Origin of the sequence: Carnobacterium inhibens subsp. inhibens DSM 13024 (assembly GCF_000746825.1) — a bacterium.
GTDB lineage: Bacteria > Bacillota > Bacilli > Lactobacillales > Carnobacteriaceae > Carnobacterium_B > Carnobacterium_B inhibens.
On the sequence record NZ_JQIV01000006.1, the window covers coordinates 230717 to 257353 of the forward strand.

A 26637-nucleotide genomic window follows, 5' to 3' on the forward strand; every position below is an offset into this window, starting at 1 on the left:
ATAGTGAATAAAGCATTAGTAAACTTTGAAGCCATCTTAAAGGCTAAGCATGTGCCTTTAGCCAAGAAAGAAATAAAAAATGGACAAGTTCTTTATAATGGTAAATTTAAATTGAATGATAGCCAAGCTTTGCCATTTGGAATTGTTTTTGATAATAAAGAAGAAGGAATCATTGATTTTCAAATCGTGTACCATAAGTTAGCCTACGTAACGAATTTTGATGCAAAAAATCAAGTATTAGAAATTTTAAATGAACTGAATGAAATGAAAACAGGTTATTACCGTGTTTGTCTTGCGGGAGACGGAGAAATTTATATGAGACTTCTTTCTCGAACAACAGAAGATGTAAGAGCAGCATATGAAATGATGATCGTCGGGTCAACAATTGCCAAGAGCATTCTTCCAAAAATTGAAGAAGCAGTTGGGAAAAAATAATTATAACATTGTGAATTCATTGGATAGAAAGTAGGGATTTCGTGAAGAATCAAAAATCTTTATTTCATGCTGAAATGGTCAATGAAACGGGTGTAAATGGTGAAGCGTTTGTGAAAAATGGCGGGTTGAATGTTAAACTTTCCAGCCCTTTAAATAAAGAAGAAGGAACAAATCCTGAAGAGTTACTTGGGTTGTCTTTTAGTACTTGTTTAAATGCTACTATTCAATCTTTGCTAAAAGCAAGAGGAAAAGAAAATACAAGTCGTGTAGAAGTTCATGTCGATTTTATGCGTGAACCAAACGGAATCGGCTACTTCTTTAATGTAGAGGCTGTTGCGAAAATCGATGGATTGCCTTTTGAAGAAAGTAAAAAAATTATAGAAGAAGCTGAAAATCGTTGCCCAGTATCTAAATTACTTGCAGGAAGTAAGACGGTATCTGTGAATGCAGTCGAAGAATTCTAACGAACAAAGATAAAAGACCTTCAAATTCTATTTGAAGGTCTTTTATCTTTGTTAAATATAGTAATGCCAGGTTATCTGTAATTTGTAAACTGTAAATCGATAGGCAAGTTAGCATCTCTTAGTAAAGCGATAACTTGTTGCAGATCATCACGATTTTTGCCAATTACTCTTATTTGGTCATCTTGTATTTGGGTTTTTACTTTAATACCAGATTTTTTAATTAACTGAGTAATTGTTTTGGCATGTTCTTTATCAATTCCACTGATTAAATCAGCGAATTGACGAACATTCCCTCCAAAAGCTTTTTCAGTTGAAGAATAATGAAGATTTCGAGTTGGAACGCCTCTTTTAACTAATTTATTAGTCAATACATCTTTTACTTGTTCTAATTTAAAGTCATCATCTGAGACGATAACTAATTTTTCTTTTTCTAATTTGATTTCACTGATCGAACCTTTGAAATCAAAACGATTTGCAATTTCTTTTGTTGCTAATTGTACGGCATTTTTTATTTCTTCCATATTCATTTCTGAAACGATATCAAAACTTGCTTCTTTTGCCATAAGTAATTCCTCCTTTTACATTGTGCTCTTAAATTGTACCATAAAAGGCAGGCAAATCCTTGGAAAACGGATACAAATGAGAGTGTAATGAAGAAAAAAATTTTTTTCTTTATTAATAAGAAAAATCTTGTTATTCTTGTTTGATTAAGTATATAAGGAGTTATGAGATGACACAGTTAAAAACGCCGAATTTTTGGATTGAACAAGCAAAAAAAATCTTTTTTATCTTTTTCGCAGCTATCACAAATGCAATCGCATTAAACAATTTTTTAATACCAGCCAATATTTATGCTTCGGGTATTAACGGAATTGCGCAATTATTATCGGGTGTATTAGACAATTCTTCAGGCATCCTTATTGATACGGGTATATTAATACTTGTATTTAATATTCCTATCGCGTTACTTGGATGGTTTAAAGTGGGGAGAAATTTCACATTATACAGTTTTATGACGTCTATTTTGATTTCGTTTTTTACGGTTCTTTTGCCGATTAATCCACTGACGAATGATCCTATGATGAACGCTTTATTTGGAGGGATTATTAGTGGAACTGGAATTGGTTTTGCATTAAAATACGGTTTTTCAACTGGCGGAATGGATATTATTTCAATGGTATTAGCTAAAACTACGGGTAGATCTATTGGTACATTAACATTTGCAATGAATTTACTTATCGTTTCATCAGCCGGTGTTTTATACGGATGGGAATATGCTCTTTATACTTTGGTGTCGATTTATGTGATGACCAAAATGATTGATACAATACACACCAGTCATCAAAAAATTACGGCTATGATTGTGACCAATGAACCGGATGCTTTAGTGAAAGAAATACATGGAAAGTTGATAAGAGGGATTACGATTATTCCTGCTAAAGGTGCTTATTCAAAAACCGATCGTTCTATCTTAATGATGGTTATCACTCGATATGAAATGTATGAATTAGAACAAGCTGTTAGAGAAGCAGATGCGTCAGCTTTCGTCAACTTTATGGAAACGAATAAAGTGTTAGGCGAGTTTTGGAGTTCAGACCGACAAAAAGAATCTTTAATGAAAAAATAAAAGAAACAGGGTGCCGTTCAATTTGAACGGACATCCTGTTTCTTTTTGACTTTAAATCAATCCAAAATAGTTTTCTAAATAATGAGCTAAACCTTCTTCATTGTTGGTTTTTTCTGTTATATCATTTGAAATTTGTTTTAAAGAATCAATCCCGTTTTTCATCACTACGCCATGACCAGCATATTGAATCATTTCATAATCATTGTCTTCATCCCCAAAAGCAATGATATCTTTTTGCTTCACACCGTATACTTGGGCAATACGTTCAACACCTAATGCTTTTTGTACTCCTGCTGCTACGATCTCTAAACAAGGCGTTTGTCCGCCCCATGTTCTAATTTCAACAGCGTTTCCATAACGAGCTGTAACTTTTTCAATAATATAAGCTTGATTTTCTGCATCTGTAAAAACACAAACAGCAGTAGGGTCTTCTTTCAAGCTAGATGCTGTTAATTTAGAAGCGCCTTTTTTTCCTTCTGGAAAGAAATCGCTATAAGGAACAAAGTAGTTGTCTGCAAAGACTGTATCTCTCAGTTCTGCTGCAATCAAATGAATATCTAAATCTTTTTTTAAAGTCAGCATATCTAGCGCAATTTCACGATCCAATGTTTTATGGTATTGTGATTCCCAATTTAATTGATTTGGTAAGTGACACAAAGCACCATTAAAGTTTACGATTGGCGTTTCCATTCCTAATTGGGTGTAAAATTGTTTGCTATTACGGTAAGGCCTGCCCGTTACGATTGAAACGATGTGACCGGCATTTCGTAAAGTTGTTAAAACATTTTGAGTTCTAACCGAAATTTCTGAACGATTGTTTAAGGTAGTGCCATCTAAATCAAGAGCAATTAATTTTTTATTCATCAAAATCCTCCGACTATTCATTTAGGTTTATAAAAGCTTCTAGTTTTCTTTTATGATACACTTATTTTATAGAACCTTTACGAATAGTGTACCACAAAGTCTATAAGAATAAATATAGAAAGAGGATAGATAAATGATAACAGTAAAACATGAATACATTAATGAGATACCGGTACTAGAAGTTGTTTCAACGGAATTAATAGACCAAAAATTGCCCACTGTTGTTTTTTATCATGGTTGGACAAATTATAAAGAAAGCTCTTTAGTTCATGGTTATGAGATTGCTAAAAAAGGATTCCGTGTCTTGATACCAGAAGCTTATTTGCATGGAGAAAGAAGTCAAGGAGCACCAGTAACCGAGAGAAGTATGGAGTTTTGGGATGTTGTTCAACACAATGTAATGGAGTTTCCAGCTTTAATAGAGCATTACGTCGAAGTTGGTCTAGCAGATCAAGAACAAATCGGAGTGTCTGGTTTATCAATGGGTGGCGTGACCACATGTGCTTTGTTAACGCAATATCCTTGGATAAAAACGGCTGTTGTCTTAATGGGAAGTCCGTCTCCAATTCCTTTCTCAAAATGGTTATTAACTTCCAAATGGCAAATAGGAGTAGAAATCGATTTTGAATCTGAACAATTTGCTCATGCAATCGAGTCGTTAAAACCTATTTCGCTTGATATGCAACCTGAAAAAATTGATGGGAAATTCGTTCATTTTTGGCATGATGAAGATGATGATTTAGTCCCTTACCAACCGACGTTTGATTTCTACAAAAGAATCAAAGATCAAGAGTATGGAAAACATGTGAGTTTTACAACAACTGAAGGTCAAGGCCATCATGTTCCTTATATGATATCTGTTGAAACAGCTAATTTTTTCGAAAAACATTTATAAAAACATTCACAATCTCTTGCTGAAAGACTTTGATTTTGGTAAAATCAAGTCAAAAAGAGAAGGTGCTCAACCTATGGAAACAACTAAAGAAAATCAATTGGAAAATCTGAAAGAACGCATATTAGCAGCTTTAGAGCAAGTCATTGATCCTGAACTGAACATTGATATTGTGAACTTGGGATTAATTTACGGAGTTGAAGTAAGCGAAGAAAAACACTGTGTGATAAAATTAACGTTAACGACTATGGGTTGTCCTTTGGCAGATACTATTACCGATGACATCATGAAAGCTATACAGTCGATACCTGAAATTTCTTCAACCGAAGTGAAATTAGTTTGGTATCCTGCTTGGGATACAAGTAAAATGAGCCGCTATGCCCGGATTGCTTTAGGTATAAGATAAAGAAAAGTTTACTCTAATGATAAAAATTGGGGTAAGATTTTTAACATTAACCGTACAAATAATGGTTAAAAAATAAATGAATAAATTAGTCAAAATTCCAATTATTTTTATTTGACCTTTACTGACCAATGAAGTATACTAACATTAGTAAATCAAGGAGGGGTTTCTATGGATATAGAAAAAATGACTACTACGATGCAACAAACCCTTGGCGAAGCTCAAAATATTGCTGTAACTAGAAAACATCAAGAAATAGATCTTCTCCATTTATGGAAGATCTTTTTAACGCCTGATCATTTTGCACGTGGGCTTTATCAATCGTTAGGGATCAATACAGAGGATTTTGAATCTTATATTGATCAAGAATTGGATTATTACCCAACTGTTGAAGGCTCTAATGTTCAATATGGACAAGGAATGAGTCAAAACCTATATAATTTATTAACAGAAGCAGATAAATTAAGAGCTACATTTAAAGATGACTTTCTTTCTACTGAGATCGTCTTATTGGCACTTATGAAATTAAAAAATCATTCTTTAACTAAGTATCTATTGAAGAATGGGTTAACTGAAAAGAATTTAAAAAATGAAATTGAAAAAATAAGAGGAGGAGATCGCGTGACCTCACAAAATCAAGAAGAAACTTATCAAGCACTTGAAAAATACGGTACGGATCTAGTTAAAGCCGTAAAAAGCGGAAACCAAGATCCTGTTATAGGTAGAGATGATGAGATTAGAGATGTTATTCGGATTTTATCTCGTAAAACGAAGAACAATCCGGTATTGATTGGAGAACCTGGTGTTGGTAAAACCGCTATTATTGAAGGGTTGGCTCAACGAATCGTTCGAAAAGATGTACCCGAAAATTTAAAAGGAAAAACCATTTTTTCATTAGACATGGGTTCTTTGATTGCAGGTGCTAAATACCGTGGAGAATTTGAAGAACGCTTAAAAGCAGTTCTAAAAGAAGTGAAGAAAAGCGAAGGGAACATCATCTTATTTATTGATGAGATCCACACAATTGTAGGCGCCGGGAAAACAGAAGGCAGTATGGATGCAGGAAACTTATTAAAACCGATGCTGGCTCGTGGAGAACTGCATTGTATTGGTGCGACAACATTAGATGAATATCGAAAATACATGGAGTCAGATAAAGCACTTGAAAGACGTTTCCAAAAAGTACTTGTTGATGAACCTACAGTAGAAGAAACCATTAGTATTTTAAGAGGACTAAAAGAACGGTTTGAAATTCACCATAGCGTAAATATTCACGATAACGCTTTAGTGGCTGCGGCAACGCTATCCAACCGTTACATTACAGATCGTTTTTTACCAGATAAAGCAATTGATCTAATAGATGAAGCTTGTGCTACCATTCGAGTTGAAATGAATTCAAGACCCACTGAATTGGATCAAGTTTCTCGCCGGTTGATGCAGTTAGAAATAGAAGAAGCTGCATTGAAAAAAGAGAAAGATGACGCTAGCATGCGCAGATTGGCTATTATTCAAGAAGAATTATCCAATTTACGTGAAGAAGCGAACCAGCTGAAAATGAAATGGGAAACTGAAAAAGAAGAAGTAGCTAAACTACGCGATAAACGTGCTGAAATTGAAAAAGCACGTCATGAATTAGAAGAAGCAGAAGGCAATTATGATTTGGAGCGAGCTGCTGTCTTGAGACATGGACAAATACCTGCTTTAGAGACAGAACTAAAAAAACTCGAAGAGCAACAATTAGCTGATCAAGATAATCAAGTTAGACTGGTACAAGAATCGGTTACAGAAGAAGAAATTGCTGTAGTTATTGGTCGAATGACGGGTATTCCTGTTAGTAAGTTGATTAAAGGCGAACGCGAAAAATTGATGCACTTAGATGAATCATTAAATGAGCGTGTCATTGGTCAAGATGAAGCGGTACAAAGCGTATCAGATGCGGTTATAAGGGCTAGAGCTGGCATCCAAGATCCTAATCGTCCGCTAGGTTCATTCCTATTTTTAGGACCAACTGGGGTTGGGAAAACAGAATTGGCAAAAGCATTAGCTGACAATTTATTTGACTCACAAGATCATATGGTCCGGATTGACATGAGTGAGTATATGGAGAAACATACTGTTTCAAGATTGATAGGTGCACCACCTGGTTACGTCGGTTATGATGAAGGTGGACAATTGACTGAAGCTGTCCGGAGAAGTCCTTATACCATTGTTTTGTTAGATGAAATTGAAAAGGCTCATCCAGATGTTTTCAATATTTTATTACAAGTATTAGATGATGGTCGATTGACTGACTCAAAAGGCAGAATGGTCGATTTTAAAAACACTGTTTTGATTATGACAAGTAATATTGGGTCTGATCTATTATTAGAAGGTACAGATGACCAAGGACAAATTAAAGACTCAACTAAAGAACAGGTATTATCGCTGTTAAAAACATCCTTTAAACCTGAGTTTTTAAATAGGATCGATGACACTATTCTTTTTGCTCCTTTAGGCTTACAAGTTGTGAAAAAAATTATTCTTAAATTAATCCACGATTTAGCTGTCCGCTTAGCTGATCAAGACATTGAGTTAACGATTTCTGGAGAAGCACAAGTTTGGATAGCCGAAAAAGCTTATGATCCGATGTATGGAGCAAGACCATTAAAACGATTTATTACGAAACAAGTAGAAACACCTTTAGCCAAAGGTATTATTTCTGGCGAAATTCTACCGAAATCTAAAGTAACCATTACGTTAAAAGATGACCACTTATCCTATGAAACACAACTGTTAGATGATTAAACAAAAAAAAGACATTCGATTGAATGTCTTTTTTTTGTTTAATTGATCTTATTTAGTTGCGTGTTCGCGTTTTGGTTCTGAAAAAGTTTTAGCAATTAATATCACCATTAACCCAATAAATAATCCAATCAGTGATGCTGTAACGAAGTTATATGAGCTGCTTGATAATGAAGCTCCAATATAATTTACAGCTTGACCAATAAAGAATCCCCAGAATAATGTAACTAGATATTTCATAATTTGACCTCTCTTCTTTTACACATTCATTTTAGCATTTTCAAAAATTTTGTAAAGGAAAAAGTAAGAAGAAAAAGTATTTGTGGTATTCTAATTTAAGAGAGTGGCGAAGAAAAGTAAGTTCCTTTTAGAAGGTTTGCGTATACGAATCAGAGAAGGGTATAATAAGAAACAGAGAGTTAGAATGGGGTGACAAAATGTCATTTGTACAATTACAAGTAATGAGTTCTTATAGTTTATTACAAAGCACCATTTCGATTGAAGAATTAGTCATTAAGGCTAAAGAAAGAGGTTATCAAGCCATTGCTCTTACTGATCACAATATTTTATATGGGTTGGTAGACTTTTACAAAATGTGTAAAAAACACCAGATTAAACCTATTTTAGGATTAACCCTAGATGTTGGCGGTATTGTAAAAAGCGAAGAAAATCATTCAATCATTTTATTAGCGAAAAATGCTAAAGGCTATGAAAATTTGATGATTCTTTCAAGCAAAAAAATGCTTTTAGCTGAAAATGAGCGGTTGACTGTCGATCAAATAGAACAATACAGTCAGGACTTAATTGCAATCACACCTGGGGAAACAGGAGAAGCTGAATCTTTTTTATTTAAAGATGACGCAGAGTCAGCTGCAACAGTTATAAAAAAATGGCAAAAAACATTTCCAAAAAATCAGTTTTATATAGGTGTTCAACTTCATCTAAAGCTGAAATCAATAAAAAATAAATTGAATGAGGTATCTCGAGATACTGGAACACCTACTGTGGCTTTACAAGATATTCGGTATATTGATGCAGATGATGAGTTTAGTACGGCTGCTTTAAGAGCGATTGATAAGGGAGAAGCCCTTTCAATCCAAAATGCTTCTATAAATGGAGATTATTTTTTACCTGAGAGTAGTTTAGTGGAAAAACAATTCAAAGAGAATGACTTAGCAGAAGAAGCTCAAAGAACAAACGCTATTGCTGATATGATAACTAGTGAGATTGTTTTGCACCAACAATTGCTACCAAAATTTCCTTTGCCAACCGAGAAATCGACAACGGCATTTTTAAAAGAACAGTGTCTGATTGGTTTAGAAAAAAGAGTATCCGAACCGGATAAACGCTATATCGATCGCTTAGAATATGAATTAACCGTCATTGGAAAAATGGGATTCGAAGATTATTTCTTAATTGTATGGGATGTCATGGCATATGCTCATAAAGTGAAAATTGTTACTGGAGCAGGCAGGGGTTCAGCAGCGGGTTCTTTGGTCGCTTATTTACTTGGAATTACAGATGTGGATCCAATTGAATATGATCTGTTATTTGAACGGTTTTTAAATGAAGAACGTTATACAATGCCGGATATCGATTTGGATTTTCCTGATAATCGGCGAGAGGAAATATTGCAATATGTCAGAAATAAGTATGGTAAGAATCATGTAGCTCAAATCGCAACGTTCGGCACTTTAGCTGCTAAAATGGCTTTGAAAGATGTATCCCGAGTATTTGGTTTGAGTCCTTCCGAAGCGAACGTTTGGTCTAAAGCTATTCCAAGTGTGCTTGGCATTACTTTAGAAAAAGCTTTTAAACAATCTGCAACGTTAAGAAAACTGGTTGAAGAAAACGAAAAAAATACACTTTTGTTTGAAACGGCCAAAAAAATTGAAGGTTTGCCTCGACATATTTCAACTCATGCTGCAGGTGTAGTCATCAGTGATAAGCCCTTAACTCAATACGTTCCTTTACAAAAAGGTGGAGGCGAGATTTTTTTAACGCAGTACCCTATGGGGAATGTAGAAGAAATTGGATTGTTGAAAATGGATTTCTTAGGTTTGAAGAATTTATCTATTATAGATAATGCATTAAAACTTGTCCAAAGAGAGACTGGCAAGCGATTAAATTTGTTAAACATACCTATGCAAGATCAAGAGACACTTCAATTATTTCGAAAAGGAGATATGGTAGGGATCTTTCAATTTGAATCAGCGGGGATTAAAAGCGTATTGCGCAGGTTAGAGCCATCTTCTATGGAAGATATAGCAGCTGTGAATGCATTGTATCGTCCCGGTCCTATGGAACAGATCGATACGTTTATCAAAAGAAAGAAAGGTGTACTTCCAATTGTATACCCTCATGAATCTCTTTCAGAGATCCTGTCTGTCACTTATGGTGTAATGGTTTATCAAGAACAAGTTATGCAAGTAGCTGCCAGAATGGGAGGCTACACGTTAGGACAAGCGGATATTTTACGAAGAGCGATCGGAAAAAAACAAAAAAGCATTATTGATAAAGAACGACAACATTTTACTAGTGGTGCCGCTAAGTTAGGGTACACCCCAGAAGTTGCCATGCAAGTTTATGATTACATTGAACGATTTGCTAACTATGGTTTTAACCGGTCACATGCAGTAGCGTATTCTTTTATCGCTTATCAAATGGCGTATTTAAAGGCCCATTATCCTAATGCTTTTTTCGTAGCTTTATTAAACTCAGCTTTAAATAATTCTACTAAAATGAAAGAATATATTATCGAAGCGAAAAAAAGAGCCATCAAAGTTCTTTCACCAGACATTAATGCTAGTTTTGGCGGGTTTTCTTTAATTAATAGCCAAATTCTTTTTGGCTTTAGTTCTATAAAAGGGCTGAGAAGAGATATGATTGACGACATGATTACGAATCGGAAGAATGATGGAAAGTACAAAGATTTAATTGATTTTCTTAAAAGACTAGATAAGAAATGGTTGAAGCCAGAATACATCAAACCATTAATCTATGTTGGCGCATTTGATCAGTTTGAGCACTCTCGAGGAACACTTTTGGCATCGATCGAAGGCATCATTCAAAGTGTGCAAATGAGTGGGAATAATATTGATTTATTTGAATTACTAAAACCCAAATATGAATCTGCTCCTGACTTAACAATCGAAGAGAAGTTAGAAAATGAAGAACACTTTTTAGGAACGTATCTATCAGGGCATCCAACTGAGAAATACGATTCAGTACGGCCTTGGAAACAAATTGTATATATAAATGAGTTAACAATTGGAAAAACAAGCAGAATAATTGGTTCAATCAAAAACATTCACAAAATTACAACAAAAAAAGGTGAACCAATGGCTTTTGTGACCATTAGTGATACTTCTGGAGATTGTTCTTTAACATTATTCCCTACAAAATACCGTCAATTTATTGAGTTGCTTACGGATAAAACCGTTTTGTATGTAGAAGGAAAAGTAGAATCAAAACGTGAGGGTATACCGCAAATCATTGTTAATCAAATGGATGATGTGGAAAAAATAGCTGGCAATCAAACGGATAAAAAATGTTTTATTCGGATACAAGAAGAACAGAATAACAATGAAACATTAGAAAAAATGAAAAATGTAATGATGAGATCTAAAGGAAACATACCTGTCGTATTGTACTATGTGCAATCGAATAAGAAGATTGGTTTAGCAGAGGAAAGTTGGATCAATGATACACCTGAATTAATTGAAGAATTAGAAAACCTTCTTGGAAAAGAAAACATTGTTATTAAAAATAATTAAAGTTAAATGATTTTTTTAGTGAAATGCTATTTTTAAAAGGACAAGACGGTATAAAAGTGGTAGAATAACAGGTGAGCTTATGAAAGTAAGTTTAAAAAAGAATCGTTTGTACTAGAATTAAGTGTAATGAGTAAAAAAGTTTTTTAGATAATGGTGGTTATAAGTTGTTTAGAAGAGCTATTTACTTTAATCTATTTTATGAGGTGAAGTCAATATGAAACGTATTGCTGTTTTGACAAGTGGTGGAGATGCTCCAGGAATGAATGCAGCTATTCGAGCTGTTGTACGTAAAGGTCTTTATGAAGGAATGGAAGTATACGGCATTAACTATGGTTACGCTGGTTTAGTAGCTGGTGATATACGCAAGTTGACTCGTAGAGATGTAGGTGATAAGATTTCAAGAGGTGGAACGTTCCTTTATTCTGCTCGTTATCCTGAATTTGCTACTGAAGAAGGTCAACTAAAAGGTATTGAACAACTGAATAAATTTGGGATTGAAGGTTTAGTCGTTATTGGTGGAGATGGTTCTTATATGGGAGCTTCTGCTTTAACGAAACACGGCTATCCAACAGTAGCATTACCAGGTACAATTGATAACGATATCCCAGGTACTGATTTCTGTATTGGTTTTGATACGGCTATTAATACCGTACTAGATTCTGTCGATAAAATTCGCGACACTGCAACAAGTCACGTTCGTACTTTTATTATTGAAGTTATGGGCCGTAACGCAGGAGACATCGCATTATGGACAGGTGTAGCAGGCGGAGCAGAACAAATTATCATTCCTGAAACAGAATTTAATATGGAAGACATTGCTAACACGATCCAAAGAGGCCGTGAACGCGGTAAAAAACATAGTATTGTTATTCTTGCCGAAGGTGTTATGAACGGCAATGACTTTGCAGAAGAATTATCAAAATATGGAGACTATCAAGCACGCGTTACTGTTTTAGGACATGTTCAACGTGGAGGATCTCCAACAGCTCGTGACCGAGTATTATCAAGTGTTTTCGGTGCAAGAGCAGTTGATTTATTGAAAGCTGGTAAAGGCGGATTATGTATCGGAATCGTAGACAACAAAATTGTTGAAAATGATATTGTTGAAACGCTAAAAAGCGGCAAACACATGCCTGATGTTAGCTTGTATAAATTAAATCAAGAAATATCTTATTAAAAGAAATTACAAACTTATAAATAATTGTAATAAAAATTGCTGTTAGGAGAGATAATAGAATGAAAAAAACAAAAATTGTATGTACGATTGGTCCAGCAAGTGAAACGGTTGAACAACTAACTCAAATGATAGATGCAGGTATGAACGTAGCCCGTTTAAACTTTTCACATGGTGACTTTGAGGAACATGGAGCACGTATCAACAATATTCGTGAAGCATCAAAACGTACCGGTAAAATGGTAGCTATTCTATTAGATACAAAAGGTCCTGAAATGCGTACACACAACATGAAAGATGGCCGTGTTGACTTTGAAGAAGGAGACGTTGTTCGTATCTCAATGACAGAAGTTGAAGGAACAAAAGAAAAATTCTCAATTACTTATCCTGAATTAATCAATGACGTAAATCCCGGTACTCATATTTTACTAGATGATGGTTTAGTGGACCTTGAAGTAACTGATTTAGATCATGCAAATGGTGAAATTGTTGTTTTAGTTAAGAATCCAGGAACATTAAAGAATAAAAAAGGCGTAAACGTACCAGGTGTATCTGTTAATTTACCAGGAATCACTGATAAAGATGCTGCTGATATTCGTTTTGGTCTAAAGAATGATATTGATTACATCGCAGCAAGTTTTGTACGTCGTGCTAGTGACGTATTAGAAATCACTCAAATTTTAGAAGAAGAAAACATGACTCATGTTCAAATCATTCCTAAAATTGAAAACCAAGAAGGCGTAGACAACATTGATGAAATCTTAAAAGTTTCTGATGGATTAATGGTTGCTCGTGGAGACTTAGGAGTTGAAATTCCTACAGAGGAAGTTCCTATTGTTCAAAAAGCTCTTATCCAAAAATGTAATCAAGCTGGTAAACCAGTTATTACTGCTACACAAATGCTTGACTCAATGCAACAAAACCCACGTCCAACACGTGCTGAAGCAAGTGACGTAGCTAATGCTATTTTTGATGGTACAGATGCTATCATGCTTTCAGGTGAAACTGCTGCTGGGGATTACCCAATTGAAGCTGTACAAACTATGGCACGTATTGCTGTACGTACTGAAGAAGCATTAGTAAACCAGGATGCATTTGCATTAAAAGCTTACAGCCAAACAGATATGACTGAAGCTATTGGTCAATCAGTAGGACATACTGCACGTAACTTGAACATTCAAACAATTGTTGCAGCTACTGAATCTGGACATACTGCACGTATGATCGCAAAATACCGTCCAAAAGCTAATATTGTTGCTGTTACATTTACAGAACGTCAAATGCGCGGTTTAGCATTAACTTGGGGAGTTTCTCCAGTTGTTTCTGAAAAACCAGGTTCAACTGATGATATGTTCAATTTAGCAACTAAAATTGCTCAAGAAACTGGATTTGCTACTGCAGGAGATTTAATCATCATTACTGCCGGTGTACCAGTTGGCGAACGTGGCACAACTAACTTAATGAAAATCCAATTAATTGGAACTAAATTAGCTAGCGGCCAAGGTGTTGGAACAGAGGCAGTTATTGGTAAAGCAACTGTCGCAACAAGTGCTGAAGAAGCAAATAAAAATGCTGTAGAAGGTGGAATTTTAGTTGTGAAAACAACAGATAAAGACTACTTGCCAGCAATTGAAAAATCATCAGCTTTAGTAGTAGAACAAGGTGGCTTAACTAGTCATGCAGCTGTTATTGCTATTGCAATGAGCATTCCAGTAATTGTGAATGTTGAAAATGCTACGACTCTTATTAAAAATGATGAATTAATTACTGTTGATTCACGTCGTGGAATCGTCTACCGTGGAGCTACAACAGCTATCTAATAGCTAATAAAACTTAAAAATTTAAATGAACAAAACTCTCTTGAGGATTGATTTTTAAATCCGATAGGGAGTTTTTTTTTGAAATATAAAACAATAGTTAGTTTACATAAAATGATTATGGTAAACTTATATCGAATCTTTTCAACATTCTTTCATTCCTTGTCTTTTTCATATAAACTGTAGAGGAATGATTAAAGAATCACTACCAAATAATAGATCTAAACTTATGGAGGAAAAAATATGAATCAATCATTAGGAAAAATTATCACAGGACTTGTTACTGATGTAAACGAGGACGCATTTTTTGTACAAAAAGATGGCGTAACGTACAAATTAGATAAAACTGAAGGAATGGATTACAAACTAGGCGATACAGTAGAAGGTTTTGCTTATATCTCAATGGATAAAGACTTTATGTTAACTCAAGAACTTCCTAAAGTACAAGTGGGTCATTATGCATGGGGTACCGTTATTGATACACGTAAAGATTTAGGAGTATTTGTAGATGTAGGTCTGCCTGACAAAGAATTGGTCGTTTCACTTGACGAATTACCGACCATTAAGCATTTATGGCCTAAAAAAGGTGATCGTTTACTGATAACGATACGAGTAGACGATAAAGACCGTATGTGGGGAGAACTAGCAGGAGATGAAGTGTTCCAATCATTAGCTAAAAAAGGAACAGAAGAATTGATCAACCAAAACATCAAAGGAACAGCGTATCGTTTAAAAGTTATTGGAACGTTTATTTTGACTGAAGACAACCAAATTGGTTTCGTGCATCCTTCAGAACGCAAAGATGAACCTCGTTTAGGAGAAGTTGTGTCCGGTCGTGTCATCGGTGTTAGACCAGATGGTGTGATCAATGTATCTCTAATGCCTCGTGCTTATGAAGCTATCGGCGACGATGCTGCAATGTTGATGGCCATATTAGAACGAACTAAAACAGATAGCTTTCCATATACTGATAAAAGCTCACCAGAAGATATTTCGGAGCGATTTGGAATCAGTAAAGGTCAGTTTAAACGAGCAATTGGAAACTTGATGAAACAACGCTTAATCGTACAAGAAAATGGCGAAACGAAACTTGTTCAAGAATCCAGCGAGAACGACCAAGAAGAAAACTAAAAAATAAGAAGAAACGAAAGAAGGCAGTTCACAAAGTGTCCTTGCCTTCTTTTGCGTCTTATATAAATAATTTAGGTTAATTTGGATAGAGGTGTAAATAGAGTGAAGGAAGATGTAGAAGAGTATATCCGTTTTTTGACTATTGAAAGAGGTCTTTCAAAAAATACAATTGAAAGTTACAAAAGAGATATTGGACAATATATGGTATTTATTGAACAAAGTAAATTAAACCACTGGGATCAAATTGATCGTTATGTTGTGCTTTCTTTTCTACAAGACCTAAAAGAAAAACAAAAATCTGCTGGCACAATTATTCGAATGATATCTTGTTTAAGACAGCTTCATCAATTCTTAAAGCAAGAACAGTTAACTAAAAATGATCCCATGCTTCATATTGATACGCCTAAGAAGGCGCAAAAACTACCAAAAGTATTGTCTATTAAAGAGGTGGATCTTTTGATTGAAACACCAAATACTGGCGAGACATTAGGATTGAGAGATCGAGCAATGCTCGAAGTTATGTATGCGACAGGATTACGTGTATCTGAATTAACAGAACTAAAATTAGATGACCTGCACTTATCACTAGGATTGATCCAAACGATTGGTAAAGGAGATAAAGAAAGAATTATTCCGTTAGGAGATATGGCTATCGAGTGGATCGAAAAATATCGTCGTTACAGCCGACCAAAATTGGAAAAAGAAGGCCGTCGTTCACCCTATTTATTTCTAAATCATCATGGACGTAAATTAACTAGGCAAGGTGTTTGGAAAAATCTAAAAATACTAGTAAAAAAAGCTGGAATAGAAAAAGAAGTAACCCCTCATACTTTACGTCATTCATTTGCTACGCATTTGCTTGAAAATGGTGCTGATCTAAGAGTTGTTCAAGAATTGCTGGGGCACTCGGATATCTCTACAACTCAAATTTACACGCACATTACTAAGCAAAGGATGTCAAGCGTTTACAAAACGTATCATCCAAGGGCTTGAAAATTGGAAAGAGTATAGAGTTTTACTCGCTTTATCGTATTATTTTTACTATAATGAGAATGTAGAAACCTATAATTAGGAGGATGAAGAACGAATGTCATATAAAAGAGTGCATTTAATCGTTATGGATTCAGTTGGTATTGGGGAAGCACCTGATGCTGATAAATTTAATGATCTAGGAAGCGACACATTAGGTCATATCGCTCAAGAAGCTGGATTAACAATACCTCATTTAGAAGAATTAGGTCTAGGAAATATCAAACCTTTAAAAGGTGTACGTAGCGTTACTGACAGCTTAGGCTATTACACAAAATTAGAAGAAGTATCTGTTGGTAAAGATACCATGACCGGACATTGGGAAATTATGGGATTAAACATTCAAACGCCTTTCCGCGTTTTTCCTGAAGGATTCCCAGATGCGTTATTAAAACAAATTGAAGACTTTTCCGGCCGCAAAATTGTAGGGAATAAACCAGCTAGTGGAACAGCTATTATTGACGAATATGGGGAACATCAATTAAAAACAGGAGACTTGATCGTTTATACTTCGGCAGACCCTGTTTTACAGATCGCAGCTCATGAAGATGTGATTCCATTAGATGAACTGTACCGAATCTGTCAGTTTGTCAGAGATATTACAAAAGACGATCCTTACATGATTGGCAGAATCATTGCTCGACCATATGTTGGGAAACCTGGACAGTTTACTAGAACGAGTGGACGTCATGATTATGCATTAAATCCTTTTGGTAAGACTGTTCTTAACCATTTAAGCGAAGGCGGTAAGGAAGTTATTGCAATCGGCAAGATAAATGATATTTATAACGGAGAAGGCATCACTGAATCTGTACGCACAGAACACAATATGGATGGTGTAGACAAACTCTTGACGGTTATGGATAAAGATTTTGAAGGTCTTAGCTTCTTAAACTTGGTTGATTTTGATGCTAAATTTGGACACCGTCGTGATGTTGTTGGATATGGTCAAGCAATTGATGAATTTGATGCTCGTGTTGAAGAAATCGTTGGCAAACTAAGAGAAGATGATTTATTATTGATCACTGCCGATCATGGAAATGACCCTATTGCACCTGGAACGGATCACACAAGAGAGTATGTTCCTTTATTAGCTTATTCTCCTTCAATGAAAGAACACGGCGAAATTTCTCGAGGCCATTTTGCAGATATTGGTGCTACTATTGCAGCTAATTTCGGTGTTCAAGATACAGGATTTGGTAAAAGCTTCTTAGAAGAATTAAAGTAAAAAGAATACATTAATGGAGGAAATTATGACTACAGCATTATTAAAGAAAGTTAATGAAGCAAAAAGCTATATTTTAGAAAATGGTGTTCAAGATATAGAAGTTGGATTGATTCTAGGTTCTGGATTAGGGGAGTTAGGGGACGAAGTTGAAAATCCAATTGCGATCTCATATAGTAAGATCCCTCATTTTCCTGTGTCTACTGTAGAAGGACATGCTGGACAATTAGTATATGGAACATTGGGCGGTAAAAAAGTATTAGCTATGCAAGGGCGTTTTCATTTTTATGAAGGGTATACTTTAGAAGAAGTGACTTTCCCGATACGAGTAATGAAAGCACTTGGTATCCATTCATTGATCGTGACAAATGCAGCTGGCGGAGTCAATACTGATTTCACTCCAGGCGAATTAATGATGATCACAGATCAAATTAACTATACTGGTACCAATCCTTTAATAGGACCAAATGATGCTTCTATGGGACCGCGTTTCACGGATATGAGTCATGCCTATGATGCAGCTTACCAAGAAACCGTTCGTTCTGTAGCTAAGAACATGGATATAGACTTAAAAGAAGGCGTATATATTGGTTTTTCTGGTCCAACTTATGAAACTCCAGCCGAAATAAAAATGGTTCGTCAATTTGGTGCTGATGCTGTTGGGATGTCTACTGTTCCAGAAGTTATTGTAGCAAACCATGCAGGTATGAGAGTCATCGGTATATCTTGTATTACTAATTTAGCTGCTGGCATGCAAGCGACATTAAATCATGAAGAAGTGGTAGAAACAACACAGCGTGTTAAACATACATTTAAAGCTTTTGTAAAAACTATTCTTTCAGAAATGAAATAAAAAAATCATTGATTAGATAGAAAGAGGAACTGTGAAGAAGTTATGGCCTAGTTGCCAAACTTTTAAGCAGTTTCTCTTTTCTTCATTAATTTAATACAATTGAAGAATAGTAGAAAGATTTGATTTTTTAGAGTGTGCAAATAGGGTTGTATGACAAATGGTGTGGATGCTTCAAAAAAATTTCTTCTGGAATGGACGGGTTTGCTTGTGGAGCCATGGGACCGCCTGTAAGCCTGGAGTCTTACAGGCTTTCAAGCTTCAAATAAACCCTAATCGCTGAAGCGCTAACGGTTTATAATTCTCATTGAATCCTATACAGGGCTACAAGCAACCCTATTACTCCAGAAATGTTTGGTGAGTATTTTGAATAATCTATCAACATTAAAATTTATAGACCCGCAAATAGGCACTATTGATCACATTGAGAAAAGCTTTTTTTTGTGTTAAAGTAAGTAAAGCAAAAAACAAGCAAAACTGAGATGAGGATAGTTAATGGACGAAAGATTACTAACAGGAACAATGAAAATAAATAAAGCTAACCATTTAGAAATAGGTGGTATAGACACTATTTCATTAGTTGAAAAATATGGAACGCCTCTTTATGTATATGATATTTCTCAGGTTAAACACAAAGCACAAATGTTTAAAAAAGCCTTTCAAGATAGAAAAATCAAAGCACAAGTAGCCTATGCAAGTAAAGCTTTTTCTTGTTTAGCTATTTATCAATTAATGGCCAAGGAAGAAATGTCTTTAGATGTGGTTTCTGGAGGAGAACTTTTTACAGCTATCCAAGCTGATTACCCTAGTAAAAAAATTCATTTTCACGGAAATAATAAATCAGATGCTGAAATCTTTGCTGCATTGGATTATAATATCGGCTGCTTTGTAGTAGATAATTTTTATGAATTAGAAAAATTAAATCACTATACAAATCAACGCAAGCAAAATATGTCGATTTTATTGAGAGTAACTCCAGGAGTTGAAGCTCATACACATGAGTACATTACAACTGGGCAAACAGATTCTAAATTTGGATTTGACCTTAATAATGGACAAGCTCAACAAGCTTTGCAATTAGCTATGCAGATGCCATATATTGATGTAATGGGATTGCATTGCCACATAGGATCACAAATTTTTGAAACAGAAGGATTTAGTCTGGCCATTGATAAATTAGTCATGCAATCAAAAGAATGGCATGACGCTATGGGATTTGACTTGCGGGTATTAAATGTTGGCGGAGGCTTTGGGATTAGGTATACATCTGAAGATGAGCCATTACCCATAGAAGATTATATCAATAATTTAATTGATGAAGTCCAATCTGTCACAACCAAAGTTCAATTACCGATGCCTGAGATCTGGATCGAACCAGGACGCAGTTTAGTTGGAGATGCGGGGATCACCTTATATCAAGTTGGCTCACAAAAAATCATACCAGATGTTCGTAATTATTTAGCTATCGACGGGGGAATGACGGATAACATTAGACCCGCGCTTTATGATGCAAAATATACGGGCGTTTTAGCCAATCGTGTAGAGGATGCAGTAGAAGAAACCTATTCTATAGCAGGAAAATGCTGCGAATCTGGTGATATGTTGATATGGGATCTGCCGCTGCCAAAAGCAGATGACAAAGATGTTTTAGCAGTCTTTAGTACTGGAGCTTATGGATATGCGATGGCTAGTAATTACAATCGTATTCCAAGACCGCCAGTCATCTTTGTTGAAAATGGAAAAGATTTTTTAGCTATTAAGCGAGAAAGTTATGCAGACTTAATGAGATTAGAACGCTCTCTATATTAATTTAAAGAGATAAAAAACACTAATACTCTGATGTTGCAAGCTTAGAGCGCTAGGAGGATACTATGTTACTCGATTACAAAAATGATTATGAAAAAATTTCAATGGGATTGCTCTCATTTGTTCCGGACTTAAAAGACGTTTCGCGTTTGCAGAATGAAATGGATTGGTACCAAAGTAAAGAAAACTACAAACTTTATTTATGGAAGAGTGAAGAAACTCAAGATATCATAGCTGTAATAGGTGTTGAGATTGGAAACGATATGATATTAGTAAGACATATCTCTATTAACCCTTCATTCAGAAATGAAGGAATCAGTTACAAAATTTTAGAAGCATTAGAAAAACGACTCCCTCAGAAAAAAGTAATGGGAACGTTAGAAACCGCCTCTTTAATTGCAAAATGGGAGCAAGAGAAAAGTAAAAAGGACCAACAGTCTATTTTATTGACTGATGAAAAAGGCGAGGATTAAATGTCATCCGATATAAATATAAAAATTGATGCATTTGAAGGACCATTAGATCTATTATTGCAATTGATCAAACACTTAGAGATTGATATTTATGATATCCCAATTGCTGAAGTTACAGCACAATACTTAAATTACATCCGAGCAATGAAAGTATTGCAATTAGATATTGCTGGAGATTATTTAGTTATGGCAGCAACTTTAATGGCAATAAAAAGTAAATTGCTTTTACCTAAACAAGAAATGAATGCTGATCCAGAAGATGAAGTTTTTTTTGAATCCGGTGAAGATCCTCGAGATGCGTTAGTAGAGCAATTATTGGAATACCGTAAATATAAGTCGGCAGCAGCTTTGTTAAAAGTAAAAGAAGAAGAACGAAGCCAATATTTTTCAAAGGAACCTACTAACCTAGAATCATTACAAGAAAAAGTTCCATTGGAGCCTCTTCAAATCAGTACGTTTGATTTAGTTGCAGCTTTTCAAGATATGTTTAATAAAAAAATGAAGAAAATACCACTGCAAACAACGATTAGAGCAGAAGAAACAACGATTAATGAAAAAATGGATTTTATTATGGGGAAATTACGAAGTACCATTGCAAACCAAGGTGTTTTGTTTACTGGGCTATTTGATATTCCTACAAAAAATGAGATGGTAACAACGTTTATGGCTTTGCTTGAATTAATAAAAGAAAAAAATGTTTTTATTCAGCAAGAAGTCACGTATGGAGATATTATTGTCTATCCATCAGAATCAAAAGAAACAGGTGATGAGTAGTATGGATGAATTAGCAGCAATTGAAGCACTTCTTTTTGTAGCTGGGGATGAAGGGATGTCTTTAGAAGAAATTTCTACTATCTTAGACTGTTCAACTCAGCAAGCTTATCAGTTCCTGATGCGCCTTCAAAAAAATTATGAAGAAGCGACTTCAAGAGGGTTAATGCTTCTTGAGGTTGGGAACCAATATCAATTGGCTACTAAAAAAGAGTATGCAGATGTGATAAAAAAATATGCGATCTCACCATTAACAACTAATTTATCACAAGCAGCGTTGGAAACACTTGCAATAATAGCTTATAAGCAACCTTTAACGCGGATGGAGATCGATGAGATCCGTGGAGTCCAAACAAGTGGAGCATTGCAAAAATTAACGCTTAGAGGGCTTATTGAACCTAAAGGACGGGTAGAAGGACCAGGAAGAGCTATTTTATATGGAACTTCTGATTATTTTATGGATTATTTTGGTCTTAAAGAGTTGTCTGATTTACCAGAAATAACAGAATTAGAAACGGAAAATACTGAAAAAGAATCCGATTTATTTTTTGAACGGTTTAATCAACAATTTGAAAATGAATAAAAATAGAGAATACTAAGGAGAAATTATGGAAAGATTACAGAAAGTTTTGGCTCATGCCGGAGTAGCTTCAAGACGTAAATCAGAAGAACTTATTTCTAAAGGTCATGTTAGAGTAAATGGAACTGTTGTAAAGGAAATGGGTGTTTTAGTAGGGAATTCAGATCTAATTGAAGTAGATGGTGTTCCAATTTATAGAGAAGAACCGGTTTATTTCTTATTGAATAAACCTAGAAATATGATCACGGCAGTTTCAGATGACAAAGATCGTCCAGTAGTGACAGACTTATTTCCAAATATAGAACAACGTATTTATCCGGTTGGTCGTTTAGATTACGATACAACAGGCGCTTTGATCTTAACAAATGATGGAGAACTTTCTCAATTACTGATGCATCCTAAACATCAAATAGATAAAACTTATGTTGCGAAAGTTAAAGGTATGATTGATCGGAAATCTTTGAATAGATTAGAAAAAGGGGTAGTTGTTGAAGGCAAAAAGACTGCACCAGCAAAAGCAAAAATTCTTTCAGCAGACAGGTCTAGAGACATATCTATGGTAGAGTTAACTATACACGAAGGTCGTAACAGACAAGTTAAAAATATGTTCCAAGCTATTGGACATCCGGTTGAAAAACTTAAAAGAGAATCGTATGGTACGCTGACGTTAGATGGTTTGCAACCAGGTGAATGGCGCGAATTAAAAACATTTGAAATCTATCAATTGCGTAATGCAGCAACTCAAAATGATACAACTAATTAAATGCAATTTCTTAGAGCATGGACTTAAATACTCCAGCTCTATTTTTTTAAGAGTATTGAAGTAAATGAACTTCAACCAATGGTCTAAATAGAGTGAAGCGTTTTTTACATATAATAGAATTAGTTTTACAAGTGTTTCAGCTTTTGCAGAAGAATCAAATGTATTAGTTGAAACTTTGAACAAATGTTGTGTATACTGGTCTTATACGAAAAAATCAGTAACAAAACGTGCTAATGGAAATGATGGGGTGTAATAAATGGAAAATGATGTAATGCATCTATTAGTAGTAGATGACGAAGATCGAATTCGCAGACTATTAAAAATGTATTTGGAAAGAGAAAACTATGTTATTTCTGAGGCTGACAATGGGGAAGATGCATTGAAAATGGTTCTAGAAAATGATTATGATTTAGTTTTATTAGACTTAATGCTGCCAAAAATGGATGGTATTGAAGTTGCTGAAAAAATAAGAGAGAGTAAGACTACTCCAATTATGATGTTAACAGCTAAAGGCGAAGAAATAAGCCGCATTGAAGGATTTGAGGTTGGAGCAGATGATTATATCGTGAAACCCTTTAGTCCAAGAGAAGTAGTTTTAAGAGTCTCAGCTATTCTAAAAAGAACCCAAAGCAGCAAACCGAAAGAAAAAGCCAATCCTGATTTAATTGAAATGCCGCATTTTGAAATCGATGACCAATCTCATCGTGTGTTGGCTGATGGAAATGTTGTTAATTTAACACCAAAAGAATATGATTTGTTATTATATTTAGCGCAATCTCCTGATCAAATTTTTGGAAGAGAACAATTATTAAGAGAAGTATGGAAATACGAATTTTTCGGGGACTTGAGAACAGTAGATACTCATATCAAACGTCTCAGAGAAAAATTAACTAAACATTCAGAGGCAGCTGCAAAAATGATTGTTACTGTTTGGGGACTTGGTTATAAATTTAATTCTTTTCCTGAAGAATCTGAAAAGTAGGTTGAAATATGTTTAAATTAAATAGTTTAGTTACTCGTACTTGGGTGGTAACGATGTTGGCTATCGGCATTTGTTTTTTTACTACGAACCAAGTATACGAAAAGTTATACACAAACAATATAGAAGAAAGTTACATCAATGATTTTGAACATTCAATTAACTCTATAACCAATCTTTTAGAAGAGGATCCAAATTTTTTGGTTGAAAATATTGATAAAATTCGATCTTATGATGACCATCTTTCTTTAGTGATCACACAAAATGATGAGCCTATTAGCTATTCTTCAAATGTAAAAATGGATGATCAATCCAATGACTTTACAACTATCAAGGCAAATGGTGAAGTCGAAAATGAGTTGAAAAATGGGGAAAATACGCTTGTTAAAGACGAGATAAAATTAGATGGTAAACCGAGTATACCGTATATTTTTAAAATCCAAAATTTTACTTTTAATGGTCAAGAAAGCAAGCTTTACATTTATGGCGATTTGTCGTTTTTAAGCAGCACGCATAACAAGATGCAAGTGTGGTCAGCTATTAATGTTATTTTTTACATTATTATAGGAATTTTATTGTTTTATTATTTCCAACGTAGATTTGGCAGACCGTTAACTCAATTAAGAGATATCGCATATGATTATGCTAAAAATGATTTCACTCAACAAGCACAGTCAACTTACAAAGATGAGTTAGCTCAGTTAGCCTTAGCTATGAATAAAATGGGCAAATCATTAGAAGTAACTGGAGCAGCTACTAGACAAGAAAAAGAACTTTTAGAAAATATCGTGACATCCATTTCTACAGGGGTATTGTATTATAATCAAGATAAAACATTGTTAATGTCAAACCCTTTGGGAGATGAATTCTTACAGCATTTATACCAAACAGATCAAGTAATGAAAACGGTTATACCTGATCTGTTGGAATATCGAATTGATTCTATTATACGATTTCCTGAGAAAATAAGTTATGATAATAATATTGATGACTATTATTATAATATAACGTTGATTCCACTTTTTGATGAAAATTTAGACAGTGTTCGTGGTGTATTAGTTTCTATTCAAGATATTACAAAAGAAAAACGTCTTGATATTATGCGAAATGACTTTATTAATAATATTTCTCATGAGTTAAGAACGCCTTTGGTGATGATCCAAGGGTACAGTGAGGCAATTTTAGATGATATAGCTGAAACTCAAGATGAGAAAAAAGAAATGGCAAAAATAATCGGTGAAGAATCCGTGAGAATGAATCGAATGGTAAATGAAATGCTCGATAGTTCTAGAATGGAAGCGGGTTTTATTAACTTAATAAAATTGGATGTCCATTTGGAAGGCTTTTTTAATAAACTGTTTACTCGATTTGCCACAATGTCAGAAAAAAATAATATTCGCTTAGAATTAGAAATTGATCCTAATTTAGATTCTTACTACATGGATGAAGATAAAATGAGTCAAGTTTTTGTAAATTTAATCAATAATGCTATTAGGCATACTAGTATGGTCAATAGAGAACATAAAAAAGTGAAAATCTTTGTGCATTTAGACAAGATTATGGATGAAGTCTTAATTGAGGTCATTGATAATGGAACAGGGATTCCAGAAGAAGATATACCTTATATTTTTGATCGATTCTATAAAGCAGATAAATCTAGAACTGTAATGAAAGGCGATAAAACAGGTACAGGTATTGGCTTATCCATTGTAAAAAATATAATAGAAGCTCATGGTGGATTTGTCGAAGTACAGAGTATTGTCAATGAACAAACGAAATTTATCGTTCATTTGCCCTATTTAGATTAATATGCTAATAAAAAGTAAGCGAAAGTGTTGCTTTTTTTCTTCTCATGTTATACAATGAACTTGTTAAAAAAATATAAAGATTCGTCTTCAGGGGCAGGGTGAAATTCCCGACCGGTGGTATAGTCCACGAGCTAAATAGCATTATTTGGTTGAACTGGTTAAATTCCAGTACCGACAGTAAAGTCTGGATAAAGAAGATGGGGTTTATTTGAATAGTTGTAATTGTTCAAATGCTCTGTTTAATTATCTGAAGATAATTTAGACGGGCATTTTTATATTGTTTTTATTTGAATAGACTCATGTAATGCCTAGGCTGATGAATCCTTTTAGGAGGATTTTTATGCAAACAAGTAACACAAAGAAAATGGTAGGAATCGCCATGTTGGCTGCTCTAGCAACCATTTTGATTTCATTTGGTTTTCCAATAATTCCAGGAGTTTCATTTCTAAAAGTTGATTTTAGTGATATTCCTGTTTTGATTGGCATGTTTTTATACGGTCCAGTTGGTGGAACTATGGTGGCGTTTATTCGCTCATTGCTCCATTATATTCAAACTGGCGGTGATGCAGGATATCCCATTGGGGATACTGCGAGTTTTATAGCTTCAGTCGCGTATACGTTGCCGATTTATTTGATTATGAAATCAAAGGTTAACAATACTAAAACGATTATTTTTGCAAATATCGTTGGGTCACTGTCATTAGCTGTCATTTTGTCACTTGTAAATTACTTTTTCTTGCTTCCATTGTATTTAAAAGTATTAAACTTTAGTGTAGGGCCTATCAGAGATTACATTTTAATGGGTGTTATACCATTTAATATCATAAAAGGCGCAATAGTAAGTACAGTCTTTATTATGTTATACGCCAAATTAAAAACTTGGTTGCAACGCAATCAATTAACTAAAATCAGTGCTAAATAAAAAAGGAAATCGCAATTTATTTTGCGATTTTTTTTTGCTTTCTTATTAATAATTTTTAAAATTTTGA

At 34.6% G+C, this 26637-nt stretch carries 24 protein-coding genes and 1 riboswitch; of the genes, 21 read left to right on the plus strand and 3 right to left on the minus strand.

All coding sequences use genetic code 11. The annotated features are described in order from the left end of the window. The first annotated feature begins 3 nt into the window (after positions 1–3). Entirely contained in the window at positions 4–435 is a 432-nt protein-coding gene (locus BR65_RS02295; RefSeq protein ID WP_023177673.1) for a hypothetical protein, read from the plus strand. A 41-nt stretch (positions 436–476) separates the two neighbouring features. Next, the gene (locus tag BR65_RS02300; RefSeq protein ID WP_211251476.1) at positions 477–899 is read left to right on the plus strand and encodes an OsmC family protein; all 423 of its coding nucleotides are present in this window, start codon (positions 477–479) and stop codon (positions 897–899) included. Between the two features lie 71 nt (positions 900–970). Here BR65_RS02300 and BR65_RS02305 read toward each other — a convergent pair whose 3' ends face one another. After that, positions 971–1462, minus strand: coding sequence for a YajQ family cyclic di-GMP-binding protein (locus BR65_RS02305; protein WP_023177677.1), 492 nt, complete (start codon positions 1460–1462; stop codon positions 971–973). 167 nt (positions 1463–1629) lie between these two features. On the opposite strand from BR65_RS02305, the gene BR65_RS02310 reads away from it, so the two are divergent. Continuing rightward, entirely contained in the window at positions 1630–2526 is an 897-nt protein-coding gene (locus tag BR65_RS02310) for a YitT family protein (protein ID WP_023177678.1), read from the plus strand. Positions 2527–2577: 51 nt separating this feature from the next. Here BR65_RS02310 and BR65_RS02315 read toward each other — a convergent pair whose 3' ends face one another. Then, on the minus strand, positions 2578–3390 hold the full coding sequence (locus BR65_RS02315) for a Cof-type HAD-IIB family hydrolase (protein WP_034536523.1): 813 nt from the start codon (positions 3388–3390) through the stop codon (positions 2578–2580). Positions 3391–3523: 133 nt separating this feature from the next. Between BR65_RS02315 and BR65_RS02320 the strand changes: the two genes are divergently transcribed. The 3 genes from BR65_RS02320 to clpB all read left to right on the plus strand — a co-directional run bounded on the left by BR65_RS02320 (position 3524) and on the right by clpB (position 7469). Further along, positions 3524–4285: a prolyl oligopeptidase family serine peptidase gene (locus BR65_RS02320; protein WP_034536524.1), complete on the plus strand. Its 762-nt coding sequence runs from the start codon at positions 3524–3526 to the stop codon at positions 4283–4285. A 73-nt stretch (positions 4286–4358) separates the two neighbouring features. Next, positions 4359–4688: a metal-sulfur cluster assembly factor gene (locus tag BR65_RS02325; protein ID WP_034538581.1), complete on the plus strand. Its 330-nt coding sequence runs from the start codon at positions 4359–4361 to the stop codon at positions 4686–4688. A gap of 168 nt (positions 4689–4856) precedes the next feature. Next, positions 4857–7469: an ATP-dependent chaperone ClpB gene (gene clpB / locus BR65_RS02330; protein ID WP_034536525.1), complete on the plus strand. Its 2613-nt coding sequence runs from the start codon at positions 4857–4859 to the stop codon at positions 7467–7469. 48 nt (positions 7470–7517) lie between these two features. On the opposite strand, the gene BR65_RS02335 is transcribed toward clpB, so the two are convergent. Continuing rightward, positions 7518–7706 carry a YjzD family protein gene (locus BR65_RS02335; RefSeq protein ID WP_023177688.1) on the minus strand — a complete coding sequence of 63 codons (189 nt, stop codon included), beginning with the start codon at positions 7704–7706 and terminating at the stop codon, positions 7518–7520. Positions 7707–7903: 197 nt separating this feature from the next. Between BR65_RS02335 and dnaE the strand changes: the two genes are divergently transcribed. The 15 genes from dnaE to BR65_RS02410 all read left to right on the plus strand — a co-directional run bounded on the left by dnaE (position 7904) and on the right by BR65_RS02410 (position 26570). After that, the gene (gene dnaE, locus BR65_RS02340; protein ID WP_034536526.1) at positions 7904–11242 is read left to right on the plus strand and encodes a DNA polymerase III subunit alpha; all 3339 of its coding nucleotides are present in this window, start codon (positions 7904–7906) and stop codon (positions 11240–11242) included. A 214-nt stretch (positions 11243–11456) separates the two neighbouring features. Then, positions 11457–12419 carry a 6-phosphofructokinase gene (pfkA, locus tag BR65_RS02345; protein WP_034536527.1) on the plus strand — a complete coding sequence of 321 codons (963 nt, stop codon included), beginning with the start codon at positions 11457–11459 and terminating at the stop codon, positions 12417–12419. 59 nt (positions 12420–12478) lie between these two features. Next, positions 12479–14236 carry a pyruvate kinase gene (pyk, locus tag BR65_RS02350; RefSeq protein WP_034536529.1) on the plus strand — a complete coding sequence of 586 codons (1758 nt, stop codon included), beginning with the start codon at positions 12479–12481 and terminating at the stop codon, positions 14234–14236. A 240-nt stretch (positions 14237–14476) separates the two neighbouring features. Then, positions 14477–15364, plus strand: coding sequence for a CvfB family protein (locus BR65_RS02355; protein WP_034536531.1), 888 nt, complete (start codon positions 14477–14479; stop codon positions 15362–15364). Positions 15365–15466: 102 nt separating this feature from the next. Further along, positions 15467–16357, plus strand: a complete 891-nt coding sequence (xerD, locus tag BR65_RS02360; RefSeq protein ID WP_023177696.1) for a site-specific tyrosine recombinase XerD — start codon at positions 15467–15469, stop codon at positions 16355–16357. A 94-nt stretch (positions 16358–16451) separates the two neighbouring features. Further along, positions 16452–17621 carry a phosphopentomutase gene (gene deoB, locus BR65_RS02365; RefSeq protein WP_034536532.1) on the plus strand — a complete coding sequence of 390 codons (1170 nt, stop codon included), beginning with the start codon at positions 16452–16454 and terminating at the stop codon, positions 17619–17621. A gap of 25 nt (positions 17622–17646) precedes the next feature. Beyond that, positions 17647–18471: a purine-nucleoside phosphorylase gene (locus BR65_RS02370; protein WP_023177699.1), complete on the plus strand. Its 825-nt coding sequence runs from the start codon at positions 17647–17649 to the stop codon at positions 18469–18471. A gap of 492 nt (positions 18472–18963) precedes the next feature. Continuing rightward, positions 18964–20277 carry a diaminopimelate decarboxylase gene (gene lysA, locus BR65_RS02375; protein ID WP_034536533.1) on the plus strand — a complete coding sequence of 438 codons (1314 nt, stop codon included), beginning with the start codon at positions 18964–18966 and terminating at the stop codon, positions 20275–20277. Positions 20278–20339: 62 nt separating this feature from the next. Next, positions 20340–20747 (plus strand): GNAT family N-acetyltransferase, encoded by a 408-nt coding sequence (locus BR65_RS02380; RefSeq protein ID WP_034536534.1) that lies wholly within the window; start codon positions 20340–20342, stop codon positions 20745–20747. Next, positions 20748–21521, plus strand: a complete 774-nt coding sequence (locus BR65_RS02385) for a segregation/condensation protein A (RefSeq protein ID WP_023177705.1) — start codon at positions 20748–20750, stop codon at positions 21519–21521. A 1-nt stretch (position 21522) separates the two neighbouring features. Beyond that, positions 21523–22101 (plus strand): SMC-Scp complex subunit ScpB, encoded by a 579-nt coding sequence (gene scpB / locus BR65_RS02390; RefSeq protein WP_034536535.1) that lies wholly within the window; start codon positions 21523–21525, stop codon positions 22099–22101. Positions 22102–22126: 25 nt separating this feature from the next. Continuing rightward, the gene (locus BR65_RS02395) at positions 22127–22861 is read left to right on the plus strand and encodes a pseudouridine synthase (RefSeq protein ID WP_023177709.1); all 735 of its coding nucleotides are present in this window, start codon (positions 22127–22129) and stop codon (positions 22859–22861) included. 256 nt (positions 22862–23117) lie between these two features. After that, positions 23118–23843: a response regulator transcription factor gene (locus BR65_RS02400; protein ID WP_023177711.1), complete on the plus strand. Its 726-nt coding sequence runs from the start codon at positions 23118–23120 to the stop codon at positions 23841–23843. 8 nt (positions 23844–23851) lie between these two features. Then, complete coding sequence (locus BR65_RS02405; RefSeq protein WP_034536536.1) at positions 23852–25648, plus strand: sensor histidine kinase; 1797 nt, start codon at positions 23852–23854, stop codon at positions 25646–25648. Positions 25649–25727: 79 nt separating this feature from the next. Further along, positions 25728–25851, plus strand: a riboswitch (FMN riboswitch). A gap of 137 nt (positions 25852–25988) precedes the next feature. Further along, positions 25989–26570, plus strand: a complete 582-nt coding sequence (locus tag BR65_RS02410) for an ECF transporter S component (RefSeq protein ID WP_023177715.1) — start codon at positions 25989–25991, stop codon at positions 26568–26570. Positions 26571–26637 lie beyond the last annotated feature (67 nt).